This is a genomic window from Nitrosomonas sp. (genome assembly GCA_016703745.1).
Taxonomy (GTDB): Bacteria; Pseudomonadota; Gammaproteobacteria; order Burkholderiales; family Nitrosomonadaceae; genus Nitrosomonas.
On sequence record JADJBK010000006.1, the window covers coordinates 1 to 15,038 of the forward strand.

General features: G+C 48.3%; 15 protein-coding genes and 3 pseudogenes. 10 read left to right on the forward strand and 8 right to left on the reverse strand.

The genetic code is table 11. The features are described from left to right. Window positions 1-343 precede the first annotated feature (343 nt). Both IPG31_01085 and IPG31_01090 read right to left on the reverse strand, forming a co-directional pair. The gene (locus IPG31_01085) at window positions 344-604 is read right to left on the reverse strand and encodes a hypothetical protein (protein ID MBK6617003.1); all 261 of its coding nucleotides are present in this window, start codon (window positions 602-604) and stop codon (window positions 344-346) included. A 46-nt stretch (window positions 605-650) separates the two neighbouring features. Next, a pseudogene (locus IPG31_01090) lies at window positions 651-2,104 on the reverse strand (IS21 family transposase). A gap of 211 nt (window positions 2,105-2,315) precedes the next feature. On the opposite strand from IPG31_01090, the gene IPG31_01095 reads away from it, so the two are divergent. The 3 genes and pseudogenes from IPG31_01095 to IPG31_01105 all read left to right on the forward strand — a co-directional run bounded on the left by IPG31_01095 (window position 2,316) and on the right by IPG31_01105 (window position 4,317). Beyond that, the gene (locus tag IPG31_01095) at window positions 2,316-2,522 is read left to right on the forward strand and encodes a hypothetical protein (protein MBK6617004.1); all 207 of its coding nucleotides are present in this window, start codon (window positions 2,316-2,318) and stop codon (window positions 2,520-2,522) included. Between the two features lie 525 nt (window positions 2,523-3,047). Continuing rightward, window positions 3,048-3,292 (forward strand): annotated as a pseudogene (locus IPG31_01100) (DUF1640 domain-containing protein). Window positions 3,293-3,810: 518 nt separating this feature from the next. Further along, the gene (locus tag IPG31_01105) at window positions 3,811-4,317 is read left to right on the forward strand and encodes a transposase (GenBank protein ID MBK6617005.1); all 507 of its coding nucleotides are present in this window, start codon (window positions 3,811-3,813) and stop codon (window positions 4,315-4,317) included. Window positions 4,318-4,450: 133 nt separating this feature from the next. Here IPG31_01105 and IPG31_01110 read toward each other — a convergent pair. Then, a pseudogene (locus IPG31_01110) lies at window positions 4,451-5,064 on the reverse strand (recombinase family protein). A gap of 295 nt (window positions 5,065-5,359) precedes the next feature. Between IPG31_01110 and IPG31_01115 the strand changes: the two are divergent. Together IPG31_01115 and IPG31_01120 are read left to right on the forward strand one after the other, a co-directional pair. Beyond that, a complete protein-coding gene (locus tag IPG31_01115; GenBank protein ID MBK6617006.1) occupies window positions 5,360-5,584 on the forward strand; it encodes an antitoxin MazE family protein in 225 nt (74 codons plus the stop codon). Then, on the forward strand, window positions 5,581-5,907 hold the full coding sequence (locus IPG31_01120; GenBank protein MBK6617007.1) for a type II toxin-antitoxin system PemK/MazF family toxin: 327 nt from the start codon (window positions 5,581-5,583) through the stop codon (window positions 5,905-5,907). The genes IPG31_01115 and IPG31_01120 overlap by 4 nt, the downstream gene beginning before the upstream one ends. A 60-nt stretch (window positions 5,908-5,967) precedes the next feature. Here IPG31_01120 and IPG31_01125 read toward each other — a convergent pair whose 3' ends face one another. Genes IPG31_01125 through traN form a run of 3 tightly spaced genes read right to left on the reverse strand, consistent with a single transcriptional unit; the run spans window position 5,968 to window position 7,488 of the window. Further along, entirely contained in the window at window positions 5,968-6,366 is a 399-nt protein-coding gene (locus IPG31_01125; protein MBK6617008.1) for a hypothetical protein, read from the reverse strand. Continuing rightward, window positions 6,366-7,130, reverse strand: a complete 765-nt coding sequence (locus IPG31_01130) for a hypothetical protein (GenBank protein ID MBK6617009.1) — start codon at window positions 7,128-7,130, stop codon at window positions 6,366-6,368. The genes IPG31_01125 and IPG31_01130 overlap by 1 nt, the downstream gene beginning before the upstream one ends. Beyond that, a complete protein-coding gene (gene traN, locus IPG31_01135; protein ID MBK6617010.1) occupies window positions 7,123-7,488 on the reverse strand; it encodes a conjugal transfer protein TraN in 366 nt (121 codons plus the stop codon). The genes IPG31_01130 and traN overlap by 8 nt, the downstream gene beginning before the upstream one ends. A gap of 356 nt (window positions 7,489-7,844) precedes the next feature. On the opposite strand from traN, the gene IPG31_01140 reads away from it, so the two are divergent. After that, complete coding sequence (locus IPG31_01140) at window positions 7,845-8,072, forward strand: sulfurtransferase TusA family protein (GenBank protein ID MBK6617011.1); 228 nt, start codon at window positions 7,845-7,847, stop codon at window positions 8,070-8,072. A gap of 67 nt (window positions 8,073-8,139) precedes the next feature. On the opposite strand, the gene IPG31_01145 is transcribed toward IPG31_01140, so the two are convergent. After that, a complete protein-coding gene (locus tag IPG31_01145; GenBank protein ID MBK6617012.1) occupies window positions 8,140-8,817 on the reverse strand; it encodes an alpha/beta hydrolase in 678 nt (225 codons plus the stop codon). 84 nt (window positions 8,818-8,901) lie between these two features. On the opposite strand from IPG31_01145, the gene IPG31_01150 reads away from it, so the two are divergent. After that, window positions 8,902-10,008: a transglutaminase domain-containing protein gene (locus IPG31_01150; GenBank protein ID MBK6617013.1), complete on the forward strand. Its 1,107-nt coding sequence runs from the start codon at window positions 8,902-8,904 to the stop codon at window positions 10,006-10,008. A gap of 10 nt (window positions 10,009-10,018) precedes the next feature. Here the strand turns inward: IPG31_01150 and cysB are convergent, their stop codons facing one another. Next, window positions 10,019-10,972, reverse strand: coding sequence for an HTH-type transcriptional regulator CysB (cysB, locus tag IPG31_01155; protein MBK6617014.1), 954 nt, complete (start codon window positions 10,970-10,972; stop codon window positions 10,019-10,021). A 234-nt stretch (window positions 10,973-11,206) separates the two neighbouring features. Between cysB and IPG31_01160 the strand changes: the two genes are divergently transcribed. Genes IPG31_01160 through cysD form a run of 3 tightly spaced genes read left to right on the forward strand, consistent with a single transcriptional unit; the run spans window position 11,207 to window position 14,992 of the window. After that, entirely contained in the window at window positions 11,207-13,309 is a 2,103-nt protein-coding gene (locus tag IPG31_01160) for a nitrite/sulfite reductase (protein ID MBK6617015.1), read from the forward strand. 44 nt (window positions 13,310-13,353) lie between these two features. Continuing rightward, window positions 13,354-14,064, forward strand: coding sequence for a phosphoadenylyl-sulfate reductase (locus tag IPG31_01165; protein ID MBK6617016.1), 711 nt, complete (start codon window positions 13,354-13,356; stop codon window positions 14,062-14,064). Window positions 14,065-14,086: 22 nt separating this feature from the next. Then, on the forward strand, window positions 14,087-14,992 hold the full coding sequence (cysD, locus tag IPG31_01170) for a sulfate adenylyltransferase subunit CysD (protein ID MBK6617017.1): 906 nt from the start codon (window positions 14,087-14,089) through the stop codon (window positions 14,990-14,992). Window positions 14,993-15,038: the final 46 nt, after the last annotated feature.

Genomic DNA, 15,038 nt, shown 5'->3' on the forward strand with positions numbered 1-15,038 from the left:
TCGATGGCGGCATAGTCATCATGGTGTCGGGGAAGATTTGATCCCACTAGCTAAAAGGCTGGTTTGAAGTAATGATGAGACTTACTTTCATAGCGATGGACAATGAAAGTCAAACAATAATATGTTTCGAATCAGTCTTTTAACATAGCCCGATATCATCAACGATCAGTACACGGTATTTATCCAGCCGCGTCATGGCGGACATCAAGTCAGTTCTTTCCTGGCTTACACCGGGAATTGAACGAGTGCGGTAGCTGATATCCACTCGACGCGGATGCCTTGTTCAATCAATTGCAACCGAATGCTGCCGCCACGCGGATGTACACCATTCCGGAGGGACCGATCAACAACTTACATTATCGCCTTGGCTCGCCCAGTAGGTATTGTCGCGCAGCGCTGTTGATTTTTCTGAGCGGCGGGCAGTTCGGTCAGACCAGAGTAGCACAGCTTTTGCCGCGCGGTATCTGGCTACCATGCGTCCGGTTTCTGATTCTGCTTTGGAAGCGCTGGGCGACTTCCTGTTCGCACGGGGCGGCGAGATATTGGTTGACAGCTCCAGGCGTGTTCTGCGGCTTAGTCTGGAAGTGCCGGTAATGCTGGCCAAAGGGCAGGAGTCGAGTTCCCGAGCATCAGTGGGAGCGGTTCGGCCTTCAGACTGCCTCCTTGTGTTGCCAGTTTCCGCTGAGGAGTTGATCGTAGGTATCCGCAGTGTGTTGTTTGATTGGGATGTCCGGCTGCGGCGCATGCTGTCGCAGAAATCGCTTTTGCAGTGTTTGCAGTTCAGGTAGCGGATGTTGTTGCAACAATTCAGCGCCAACTGACTCTCGCAATCATAGTCGTGGAAAAACGCAGCACCGATACCATCCATTTGCAAGCGAGTCCGGGATCAAATTGTTGTTGTACCCGCGCCCACAGCTGGTGATACTGTGGCGTTGGCAACAGATCATCCCGCAGCCGGGAAAAGCGCGAAAGGCTTGTGGCTTTGCCGCCAATGCATGAATCACATGACGGTAATCGATGCGCCGGGCGCGTCCTTCTGGCGCTTTCGGATACGCGCGCGGTAAGGTAATGACCGGTGTTTGGCCAACAAAGCATTCCAGACGATCGTGATAGAGATGAACCCGGATGTTCTCGCCAATGAGTCTGGATGGCACACTGTAGAGTCCCCGTTTGACCGCTATGGTGCTACTGGTGGTCACTTTGACGGTCAGTTCACTGAAGTCCATGAAGCGGTAGCGTGGCAGTGGCTGGAGATGCGATTGCTCTTCCGCCAATCGCCCCTGCAGCGCAGATTGAGCTTATCGACGATCCGTTCAAGAAAACGGCGGTAAGCACCCACTTTCGAAATCCGCAGATCCCCGCAGTTTGATCGCCTGCTCAATCCGGTGTTTGAGCGAACCATGGGCATTTTCTACGGCGCCATTTTCATGGCTGACGCCCAGGTTATTGACCGTAGGCTTCATGCCATAGTGTTGACACAGCGCCGCATAAGATTGCGTGAGTTCTTGTTTTTGGCTCGCATTGACGTATGCGGCACTCAGGCTGTCGGTGCGATGTTCCTGGGCACGCCGCCCAGTTTATGCAAGGCGGTCTGCAATCCATCGGCCAACGCACTATAACTTTCCCCGCCCCGGATGATATGAACCGCGCGCCAATGACTATAAGCCAGACGAAACTGATACAGCAGGTGATCAAATGGTTTGCCTGCAATCGTAATTGCCGTGCGCGGCCGGGTAAAATCGGACAACCCCTGGTGCCCGGCAGGCACCGACTGGCAAAACTTGACCGCCTTACCGGGACCTTTGCGTTGCCCGCCAGTGTTTTACACGGCGCTGCAAGCTTCTGAGAAATTTCTCCCGGTATTGGCCAGGATATCGATCATCCAGGTACTCCCAAAGCGTAGTCCCGGTCAGTTCAAGTTCCCCGTACAGCAATGGAACCAATTCGGTCTCCCAAACCAGCGCAAAGGATCCTGGCGCGTGCGCCATTGCCGTTGCGACTTCTCCACCCGCACACCCTTCTCAATCCTGCGGCCACTGCGGATACTTACCCCCGCTTTCGCAGTCGCTGTCTCCTGACCATGCCCTATCTGACGATTCTTCATATAAATAGCTTCCTGTTGATGAGTGATATGTTTTCCAGGCAAGTTCTTACTCCTTGTATAGGGGAAGAACTCATACTGATGCTTTCACTCAACCGGGTCAAGATAATTGTCGCCTGACCGGACAGGTTAATTGTCTCGTCTAATAGGGGGCAAGCGCAAACGTAACAAGGAAAGTTTTGCTTCTACGAGACGGGTGCTGTAGGATTTATCGATGTACAAAATAATATTCAACAAAGATCAAAGAGGGTTGGCCAGTGTTTCAGATAACGTCGCCATCGCTTCGGTTATCGCGGCATTACTGGGTGGATTTGTTGAAGAGAAGGTGACCATTATTGGTGTATTAACATTATTTTTGTTAGCTGTTATTTTTCTGATGGTTTCATATATATTGCGTAAAGGAGAAGAGAATGGCTATTGAATCATTGATAGGCTTGGCTATTTTCGCGGCGATTATGATGTTGGTTGCTTTATATGCCGATAAACACCGCTCGTAGACAGCCCGTAAGTTCCGTAGGTTGGGGTGAGCTTGCGAACCCCAACACAAACGTCAAACCAAAAAACCGCCTATGGGAAACCGGGGGCGGTTTTGTGTTATCCAACAATTATTCTTCCTTTATTCCCTTCTACAGGCGAAATTGACTAAAATTTTCAATGGCTATGTCATCGTTAATTGTTGGTCACTGCAAATAAACACTATTTATCATTTATAAACAAGCCATTAGCCAAAAAACCAATAATTGATATTTTTATTTAAATTCATTTGGTTACATAACAACCACTAACTAACGATGACATAGCCTTTTCAATGCGCGTAGCCTTCTGGCATGAGTCCGCGCAGGGTGTAACCAGTATAAAAAGCCCGATTACGCGAGGCTAATCGGGTCTGCTGCTCCGGGATTTTTTGTTGTGATACACTTTTATTTTGCGCATCAGGAAAAATGAAATGGCGATGATTACCTTTGATACACATAAATTTGTTCGTAAATTGGAAGAGGCGGGCTTTGACCAAAAGCAAGCGGAGGGTTTGACTGAGGCAATGCGAGCGGCAATTGAAGAATCTGAGCTGGTCACTAAAAAGATTTACAAATCGAGATCGCGCCGATTAAAGCTGATCTTAATCTACTCAAATGGATGATGGGGGCTCTTATTGCCCTCTCCATTGCTAATTTCTCCAGGCAATTTTTGTAACTTGAGATCCCTGGAATGGCCCGTAGGTTGGGGTGAGCTTGCGAACCCCAACACAAACACCAAACCAATCAAACCGCCCCTGGGAAACCGGGGGAAATAGGTCTTGTAATTAAGCGTTATGTATTAGACGACAATTAACCTGTCCGGTCAGGCGACAATTATCTTGACCGGTTGAGTGAAAGTATCAGTATGAGTTCTTTTCTATATAAGGAGAAAGAACTTGCCTGGAAAACATATCACTCATCAACAGGAAGCTATTTATATGAAGAATCGTCAGATAGGGCATGGTCAGGAGACAGCGGCTGCGAAAGCGGGGTGAAGTATCCGTAGTGGCCGCAGGATTGAGCAAGGTGTGCGGGTGGAGAAGTCGCAACGGCATTAATCGGGGCATCGCAAACTCGTTTTGTTGGTGTGTAGGAACCCCAATATTACGAGTTTGTTTCTATCTATGAAATGCTTATCTCAAAACGTCAACAGACCCTAAAGAGCAGTCGTTACAATTAAAGCGTGATCGTTGGCTGCTATTAAAGCGCCAACGGGACTTGGGGCCAATGGATGAGGCTTTGTTGAGTGGATGGGTGGAAAACTATCCCGATCTTTATGAACTTCATAAAGCGAAAGAGGGTTTTTGCGATATTTGGGATCAACACTACAGCCGAACTGAGGCTATTAATGCCTTTGATTTGTGGATTAACTCCATACCTGAGTCAGTTTTCAACTATTTTGATGGCATGATTTCAACCGTCAGAAATTGGCAGATTGAGGCGTTCAATTACTTCGATCATCGAGTAACTAACGCCTACACGGAATCGGCTAACAATCACATTAAATCAATAGCTAAGCAAGGACGGGGCTACAGCTTTTACGTATTGAGGGCCAGGGTATTGTTCATCGGCGCAAAACATAAAATTAGACCAAAACCATTTAAGCAGGGGGTAGCTGAAAAAACGATTGGTTATGCTCTGCCGGATGATCTGTTTATCAATTATAGCGTTGAAATTCCACATGAGCCCGACATTTCGTAAAAACACGTTTTCTACACGATTTTACGCAGACCCGGAAAAATAAACGCCCTTTTTCATAAGAACCGAATGTACCGGGAAACGGTTTGGTCGTCAAACTGACCGGTAAGTCATCCAAAATACATACCCAATCTGCTCAACCGAGAGAGAGCAGCTTAATCCCATCCGAGCGCAATTCTCCATTGGGGGACACATGGCGATAGAGTGTCTGCCGGGTAATTCCAATCTCCTTGCAGAGGTTACCAATCTTTGTTTCTGGCTGTCCCATACTGGACATGGCCAACCGTAGCTTTGAGGCCGTCATTTTGTAGGGACGCCCACCTTTCCTGCCACGAGCACGTGCCGATTCCAGTCCCGCAATAGTTCGCTCGGAAATTAACTCGCGCTCAAATTCGGCCAGTGCAGCAAAATACCGAACACAAGCTTGCCAGATGCCGTCGTCGTGTCTACAGATGCACCGTGACCGGTCAGGACCTTCAATCCAACGCCGCGAGCAGTCAGGTCATGCACGGTATTGATCAGGTGACGCAGATCACGGCCCAGCCTGTCAAGCTTCCATACTATCAAAACGTCCCCTTCACGGAGTGCCTTTAGACAAGCTGCCAATCCTGGGCGATCATCGCGCCTTCCCGACGCCCGATCCTCGTAGAGATGTGCCGGATCGACGCCGAACGCGATCAGCGCATCCCGCTGCAAGTCAGTGGACTGAGAACCATCCGCCTTCGATACCCTCATGTAGCCGATTAACATTTTTTCACTTGTCACATATACGTTCGATTATGTGACAATATAAATCAAGAGAAAAATACTGTCAATATTAGTCATATAACCCGTCATTTAATCTATGTATTGTAAAAGGTTTATTTGGATTATAATGTGACAAGAATTTTGCGTGAGCACTACGAATGCAAAATGCGTCCAAGTTGAAGATCTCGTTATGCAGTATTTTCCAATGCAGGCTCATACCACATTGGACAAGGCTTGCTGTTTCATGTAACGAGGTTGCTATGTATAATGTTGCATGTAACTTGATAGGAGATTTCGCATGGGAACCACGCACGTAAATGCACGAGTTCAAAAGCACCGCGACGCGCTGCGCATGGCAGGACTACGTCCGGTGCAGATCTGGGTTCCGGACACACGCCACCCAGGCTTCGCGGAGGAGTGCCGCCGCCAATCCATTCTGGTGGCTCAGGCAGACAGCGCCGATATGCCCATGCAGCAGTTCATGGATGATGCCTTGGCAGACGTAGAGGGCTGGACAGAATGATGCGCGGCGACCTGGTGACTATTGCCATACAAGGAAACTTTGGCAAGCCACGGCCCGCGTTGGTAATTCAAGCCAATCAGTTCAGCGAGCATGTAAGTGCAACGGTTCTACTCATTACCAGCACGCTTGTTGCTGCGCCATTGCTGCGCGTTACTGTTCAGCCGAGCGCGGAGAACGGCTTGCAGAAGCCTTCACAGGTAATGGTGGACAAGGCCATGACGGTTAAGCGCGACAAGGTAGGACCAGCCTTTGGACACATTGATGCGGATGTATTAGTGGAGGTTGAGCGTTGCTTGGCCGTTTTCCTGGGCATCGCCAAGTGACCCGTCGTTTCACCCACCGGACGCCATCATATACGGCGCAACCGATAAATTTCTCGTATGCTAGTTGCTGATCATTCGACTTTGCTTGTCAGGGGCATCGCCATTCCTGCAAAGGTTGAACCCATAGTTCACATCAAAATCTTTTTTCTCGCCAGATGTCGTCTGAACACCGGGTTGTTTCAGGTGAAGGTTAAGGCGCTTGCAGCCGGGCTGATCGAATTTAGCTACCGTAGTCACCGTGGCAATGACTGGCTGTTGTGATCCAGTCGTCTGACGGAAAAATCCGGTAAGCGGACCTGTCACAACTCCACCTGACTTTCCGTCCGGCGCATCAATTGCTTCGATCAGTAAAGGCTTGATGTTGGGGTATGTCGGCATTTCCGCCATGGCTTGCCAGGAGAAAATCCCTATAAAGATGGATGTAGGCAGAAAAACTATCTTTGACGTGATTCTCAACATTATTTTCTGATGCCTAGTTCATTGGCAGCATGTTCTATCGCTGCCCGCAGTAATGTTTCCGGGTGTTCGGGTTGGGTTGAGGCGGTATAAATGTTGAATCCAACAACCTCATTCCCAATTGATTGGTTTTTCATAATAGAAAATCCAAAACCAGCCAATCCTTCCTGAATATTGTTCTGTGAGGCGATACCCATTGCTGTCGTAAGTACGCCAACTGCTACACCAGTTACGATTCCGCCAAGACTTCCTCCGAATGCTGAACCAAGTGAGATGGGATTAGGCCCCATATCGAAATTAGCCCCGTTGTTGGTTGCCTTGTTCACCAGTTTCACCATTTTTTCCATCTGTTTTTTCGTGGGTTCTCCTGGTAAAAGCAGCGGTTTGATGACAGGTAGCTCCTCGCGCATCGACAACAGATATTCCGCTGTATAAGGCATTGCACGGCCATCTTCCTTGAATGGCATGGTAACGAACGCCGTAACGGACATTTTGTAATAAGCATTTTCCTTGACTGATGTAACGTTAAATCCGTATTCTTTCATAAGGTTTGCCAGCAATGGCAAATGCTCAGATTTGAATGTCGATGTTTTAACGTAAACAGTCTTTTTTGCATCGAAGTCGCGAGAACTGAGCAAAGCCGTTTTATCCATTACTAACGAATGGATACTTGAATTTGAAAGGGGGGAATGCTCAACAACTGACTGGCAGCCCGTGATGAGTGCAACCAGAAATACGATTAAGAGAAGCTTTGCAGAATCATTCAATTTGAGAACCGGTATCATAATAGCTTTGTGTCCTTCTGTTGATTACATCCCTTGCATTATCAGATAAATCCGATGTGTTTGGCAGTTTCACTGCTGCCATTACTTCACGGGAGAATTCCGATAAATCAAGTGCTGCAAAATTGATTGAAGCAAATTCGGCATGAGAAAATCCTGCGCAATTGGGTCTTTTAGCAGTTCCCCATGATTTACCAATCTGCGCTCTTCCCTGGGTATTGATGATACGGCCAAGGCGACTGTTGTAGCAGCAGTAGGATCGCTTACGTTCCAGGCAGACTCCGAAGAATTTCTTCGAGCAGTACGATCCTACCCGATGGCAAAGATTCTGCCCCTTCTTCATCGATAGTATCTGTTCATCGGGTTCGCAGGACAGCGAGCCGGTTATGACCAAAGAACTCAATTACTTCACCATTATTGGCGCATACATTCGCATGGTGTGAATCACGCTCGCCCTGCCAGCGCCCTGTCCGCCCTGAATACAATGATCCTGATGCGTTATTGTCAGAGCTTGCTACTTTGGCGAGACATTCGCCTTTAAATGATAGTGCTGCCCCGCTGTCACGTTCTAATTCAAATTCTTCCATTTTGGTGTACTCTCGAATATGTAGACACATTTAAAAATGCGGATAACTTTAAGGGTAACTTTCTGTTTATTAAAATAAAAACTGTTTATCCATAACGCTTTAAGAGAATATTATGAATCCTGATGTCGAGTTGGATGTCCGTGGGCTGGTTTGTCCGTTACCTATTTTGCGCACCAAGAAGCAGCTGGTGAGTATGAAATCCGGGGAGATACTAAAAATCATGGCAACCGATCCTGGTGCCGAGATAGATTTTCAAGTATTTGCCGAACAAACTGGCCATCACCTGCTGAATTTCACCAAGGCAAGCGGGGAATCAGTTTTTTATTTGCGAAAACGCTAAACGAAGAGTGTTTGCAGGTGTTTCCAGAGGTTGTGGCAAGAGCGTGACGAATTGTGGTTGACGGGAATCACTGTAAGACTTTACCCAACCATCTGGAGATGTCTGTCAGCTCTTGATCGCATAGGGAATGCGCCATTGGGTATTGATGCCATTCCACTGCATAGTGTTCAGCACCAAGATGCTGGCGTGAAGCAAGAGCCAGATCAATCGGAACGATTGAGTCATGTTCGCCATGCGCCATGAAGATGGGAGTTTCCCGGTTAGTGGGATGAGCTTCCTGCAGAGTAGTATTTGCTAACGGTAGATAGGCGGAGAGTACCATCATCCCGGCAAGCTTCTCTGGATAACGCAGACCTGTCTGCAAAGCCATCACGCCACCTTGGGAAAAGCCGGCTAGTACGATTTTTTGGGAAGCGATTCCGCGCTGCTTTTCCTGGTCAATCAGTGTTGCAATGACTCCCTCGGATGCTCTTAGGCCGTTTTCGTCCTCATCTTTACCCAGGTTTGTATGTTTGATATCGTACCAGGCGCGCATGCGTAATCCGCCATTGATGCTGACGGGACGTAATGGGGCGTGTGGAAAAACAAAACGTAATGAAACGTCAGTCGGCAAATCGAGCATTTCCACAATGGGGACGAAATCATTGCCATCAGCGCCCAGCCCGTGCATCCATATTACAGCGCGGGATGGATGGGTGCCGATTGTGATTTCAATGGCGGCTTCTGTGTCAGAATATAGTGTCATGATTCATTTGGGAATTGACTTGCCAGGGATGGCACGTTAAATTTCACGCTTTAGCATTTTATAGTAACGTGCATAGGGAGCAGCATGAAACGCAGAAATTTTGTCAAATTATTGGGGACGGGCGTGGCGGGAGTCGCTTTGTGCCCCGTTGTGCCATCTGTTATCGCTCAATCCTTACAGCCTGCAAAATGGCGAAGCTATCGGTTAACTTACGAAGTTAACTTGCCGACTGCTGGCAAGATTGCGCGGTTGTGGCTGCCTATTCCCAATACGGATGATTCGGATTACCAGTTTACGCAGGGTAGCAACTGGCTTGGCAATGCCAGTTCCGCTCAGTTCGGCAGCATTCCTGGAACTCATTTTCCCTTGTTCTCAGCCACCTGGCAGGGAGCCAGCGAGAGAACAGTGAAAGTCAGCAGTATTATCAAGACTGCTGACCGCACGATAGATTTGCAGAATTATCGTGCACCTGCTTCATTTGTACTGCCACAGGATATCAAGCGCTACCTGCAGCCGACGAAGCAGATTCCGTTGGATGGTATAGTCAAAAAAGTTGCGCTGGATATTACCGGCAAGGCCAATGCGCAGGATCCACTGCAAAAGGCAAGAGCAATTTATGACTGGTTGATCAGTAACGTATCTTATGACAGTAAAGCGCGTGGGCAGGGTGCGGGAGATATCAAAGATCTGTTGGTTAGGGAAAATCTTCATGGTAAATGCGTAGATATTCATGCGTTATTCGTTGGTTTGGCACGTGCAAGCGGTATTCCGGCGCGGCAGCAGTTTGGGATACGGATCAATGATTCTGTGCTGAATCAACATTTAGGTAGATTTGGGGATGTCAGCTCTTCTCAGCATTGTCGCGCTGAATTTTATCTGGCTGGATTTGGCTGGGTGCCGGTAGATCCGGCTGATGTTGCCCAGGTAATGGCACTCGATATTTTGCCGGATGATCACGAATTGATTAAACATCTGAAAGACAGATTGTTTGGTTCCTGGGAGATGAATTGGGTGGCATTTAACCAGCTGGAAGGTGCGGATCTTGGGAAAACCTGTGCTGCTGGGCGATTGCCGTTTTTCTTTTATCCACATGCTGAAATTGATGGCAAGCAACAGGATAGCCTGGAGCCTCAGACTTTTTCTTACAAAATTACATCAGCACTTTTAGTGGGCACGGGGGCAAAGTTATAACGTGGCAGTTTTATTTAAGATTCAATGATTCGGTGCGCGCTGATTTGTCTGACAGCATCTGTTGAGTGACTTGTTTTGACAGATGCGGCGCGAACATCTCTATAAAGTCATAGATATAATTGCGAATATAGCAGTTGCGACTGATGCCGATGCGCGTAGTGCTTGGCTCAAATAAATGTGCAGCATCGATGGCGCGCAATCCGCTGTCACGTTGAGAATCAAAAGCCATGGATGCGAGAATGCCGACGCCAAGGCCAATTTCTACGTAAGTCTTGATTACGTCGGCATCGATTGCGGTGAGTGCCACATTGGGTTTTAGCCCTTCTGCCTCAAATGCCTGGTTGATCTTGGATCGACCGGTAAAAGCGAAGTCATAGGTGACAATATTGTATTGCGCGATCGCTTTCAGTGTGAGTTCGCCACCCGTTAAAAGCGGATGCTGCGGGGGTACGACGATAGAGCGGTTCCATTGGTAACAGGGCAGCATGATCAGTTCATCAAAGAGTTCGATTGCTTCTGTGGCGATGGCGATATCTGCTTCGCCTGCCGCTACCCACGTTGCAATCTCAAGAGGACTGCCCTGGCGCAAGGTCAGTCTGATTTTTGGATAATACTCAATAAATCGTTTGATCACGTCGGGCAATACGTATCTGGCCTGTGTGTGCGTGGTGGCAATGATGAGACTGCCACTTTCCTTATCTCCGAATTCTTCACCAATTTTTCTTAGATTATTGGCATCCTGTAACATTTTCTCGGCAATGGACAGAATTGCTTGCCCGGGTTGCGTAATGCTGGCAACGCGTTTGCCGTGGCGAGTAAAAATTTCTACGCCTAATTCTTTCTCCAGTAGCTGTATTTGTCGACTGATGCCTGGTTGGGAGGTGTTGAGTTTCTCCGCAGCCCTGGAAAGATTCAGGCCTTGCCGAGCTATTTCACGTAGATAGCGCAACTGTTGCAGTGTCATTGTTATGTTTTTAATGTATATTTAACTATTATAATAGCATTTAACATTATAAATACTATTTGCTATGCTATGCCCTGATCAAATTAATTTAGAATTTTGGTGATGGCATTACGTAAAAACTCGTTATCGGATAAAATGCCCGGTCTTAGTTGGCTGGCATGATGCGTGCGGCCTTTAACCAAAAATTATTTATTTTATTGGTGATTGCGCCAATGAAAACCAGGGAGAAGTGAAATGGGCTACTTGACTGATCTTGCCGATGATCATGAAATTGACATGTATGAGCAGGCGATGCAAGGAATGTTTGATGGTCAGGTTGATGCAGACCGGTTTATGTCGGCGCGTCTGCAGATGGGCATTTATGGTCAGCGCCAGGAAGGCGTCAACATGGTGAGGATTAAAATACCGGGCGGATGCTTGACATCTGCTCAGTTAGCTTCCATTGCGGATGTAACCGAGCAATATACACAGCATCAAGAAGCCCATATCACAACTCGTCAGGATATTCAGTTGCATTATGTGCCGCTGCAAGATACGCCAAAAGTTATGCGTGTGCTGGCTCAGAGTGGCCTAACCACGCGCGAAGCTTGTGGCAACACGATACGTAATATTACTGCTTGTCCGCTGGCAGGAGTCTGCTCCCGCGAGCATACCGATATCACTGAGCACTTGAATGCTGCGGTTACTCATTTTTTACGTAAACCACTCAATCAACTGATGCCGCGCAAATTCAAAATCAGTTTTTCTGGATGTGAATCAGATTGTGCGCAGGGCATGATTCATGATCTGGGTGTCATTGCGGTTAAGCATGAAGATGGTCGGTTCGGTTTCAAGATTCTGGTGGGAGGCGGGCTTGGGCACAAGCCACATGAAGCCATTGTGGTCGAGCCTTTTATTGAAGAGAAAGATCTGTTTCTGGTAATTGAGGCGGTGCTGACCGTTCATAACAAATATTCAGATCGGATTAAACGTGCTAAGGCGCGTATCAAATTCCTGGTGGACCGGTTTGGTGAAGCAGGTTTTATCGAAAAATATCAGGAAGAATTGGTGCGTGTTAAGGAAGCGCTGAAGGATCAGCCTTTTTATCAGGGGAAATGGCTTTCAGGTAGGACAGATACACCGGTGCCCGGACAAGGTGCGCCCCGGAAATCTATTGAGCAAAAGCAACCGGGTTTACATGTTTTGCCGATCAGCGTCCGCTTGGGTCAATTGACGGTTGCGCAATTGCGTGGATTGAAGCAACTGTTGGATCGTTTCGGACTGCCTGAAATTCGAGCGACTCAGGATCAGAATCTGCTGCTGACGCATGTTCCGCAATCCAGGCTTGTTGAAATAAACTCGGTGTTAACCGAGCTGGGTCTTGGGTTACCTCAGGCAGGTGATGATGTGGTTGCTTGCCCCGGAACATCGACTTGTCGACTTGGAATCACGTCGAGTCCAACGATCGGGGGTAAGCTGTCGGGAGGTAAGCACGATTTACGTATTCGCGTATCGGGATGCCATAATGGTTGTGCCCAGCCCGAGGCAGGTGATATTGGTATTTATGGTGAAGGTAAGCGTATGCACGGCAAACTGGTACCGCATTACCAGATGTACTTTGGCGGTAATGGCATGGCGGATGGTGGACTGGCTTTCAAGGGGCCTTCAGTACCTTCTGCCCGTATCGAGGCGGCTATCGAGCGAGTCCAAAATGCTTTCGATACAGACCGTGGTGAAGCGGAATCCTTTTTTAACTGGACGCGGAACAAGGGAAAAGAATATTTCTCGCAGTTGCTGGCAGATTTGATGGATGTGCAGCCAGAGGATATGCATGCAGTTATTCGTGATCATGGCTTCAATAATGACTTTAAAGTATTGCAGCTTGGTGGCGGGGAGTGTGCTGGTGCCAAACAGGTTCAGATTGGCACAGCCTTTTTTGATGCGGCCAATGAACGCAATTATCGGGATGCATTGAAATTTCAGCGAAAATTGGAAGAATCATTGAAATGCGCAGAAGCGATTACTTACCTGATTGGCCAGGGATTAGTCCAGCTGGTTGGTGGACAGCAACACGAAACGCTTGGTGGGTTGGCGGGTGAATTATTGAATGTGTTGCCAGCCAGGCCTGAGTTGGCGAAGGCGCTGGCGAATTTTGAGCAATATTTCGCGATGTCTGCCGGTGAGTTAACCGATCAGCAATTATCTGACTGGTATGCCGAGGTGGATGACTGGACGAATCAGGTGGCTGATTTTTGCATGGACTTTGATGGGCAACTGGATTTGTACGGATCATTGCCACAATCCCGGCAAGGCGCTGACCGTTCCAGGCAGGCATCACAGCCGGCTTCAGTAGCCTGATTGATAAATCTTGTCTTTCCTGGCCGATAAGAATGAATCGTCAGATGGATGAACCCCTCGATTTGAAGGCACGCGTTGAGCAGTTATGCGTGATGCTGGCTGATATACAGCAACATTACGCTCCGGCTGTCTTTGCCAATAGCCTGGGGGCGGAAGATATGGTGTTGACTGACCTGATTGCGCAGCGTTTTCCGGGTATTTCAATGTTTACGCTGGATACTGGTCGCCTGCCGGAGGAAACTTATGATCTGATGCAACGCATCAGGCAGCACTATGGTGTAACGATTCATGCTTATTTCCCGGACGCAACCACTGTTGAACAGTATGTTGCGCAGCAAGGGCCGAATGCTTTCTATGAGAGCGTTGCGTTGCGTAAAAGTTGTTGCTATATGCGCAAGGTTGAGCCACTCAAGCGTGCTCTGCAGGGAAAAAAGGCATGGATTACCGGGATGCGCCGTGAGCAGACGTCGACTCGCGAGAACCTTGAATTATCCTCGTTTGATGAGGTGCATAACCTGCAAAAATTTAACCCGTTATGCGAATGGTCAACCGAGGAAGTATGGCATTATCTTAAACAGCAGTCTGTTCCATATAATACATTGCACGACAGGTTTTACCCCAGCATTGGCTGTGCTCCATGCACCCGAGCAGTAACACCCGGAGAAGATGTTCGTTCCGGGCGCTGGTGGTGGGAGCGTGCCGATACCAAGGAATGCGGTCTGCATGTCAGGAACACAAATACACCACATGAATAGTAAGGGTAACTAAATTAATCGAATGAATAATCGATCTTTTACGCATCTGGATGTTTTGGAAAGTGAAGGCATTCATATCATGCGCGAAGTGGCAGCAGAATGCGCCAATCCGGTCTTGTTGTTTTCGGGTGGCAAGGACTCCGTAGTGTTATTGCGGCTGGCAGAAAAGGCGTTCCGTCCTGGTCGTTTTCCTTTTCCGTTGATGCATATTGATACCGGCCATAATTTTTCTGAGGTGATTGAGTTTCGTGACCGTCGCGCAGCCGAGCTGGGTGAGCGTTTGATTGTACGCAGCATGGAAGACTCTATCCGGCAGGGGCATGTTGTTTTGCGTTCCGAGAATCAAAGTCGCAATCCTTTTCAGTCTGTTACGCTGCTGAAAGCAATTGAGGAATTCAAGTTTGATGCGTGTATTGGCGGGGCGCGTCGTGACGAAGAAAAAGCGCGCGCTAAGGAGCGTATCTTTTCATTCCGCGACGAATTTGGTCAGTGGGATCCGAAGAACCAGCGTCCCGAACTCTGGAGCATTTATAACACCAGAACACATCCTGGCGAGAATGTTCGGGTGTTTCCTATCAGTAACTGGACCGAGCTGGATGTATGGGAGTATATCGGACGGGAGCAGCTTGAGGTTCCGTCGATTTATTATGCACACCAGCGCGATGTGATTCGTCGGGATGGCGGGCTGATGCCGGTATCACATCTGGTGCAGCCTAAACCGGATGAATCCGTGGAAAATATCATGGTGCGGTTTCGTACCGTTGGAGATATGAGCTGTACCTGTCCAGTAGCTTCCGTAGCGCGCAATGTTGATGAAATTATCGCCGAGACCGCCATCACGCGCATTACCGAGCGTGGGGCTACCCGTATGGACGATCAGACTTCCGATGCCTCAATGGAATTGCGCAAGAAAGAAGGTTATTTCTGAGAGGTCGCGTTGCGGTACTTCTACACATCGTTCGGGTACTATTTCA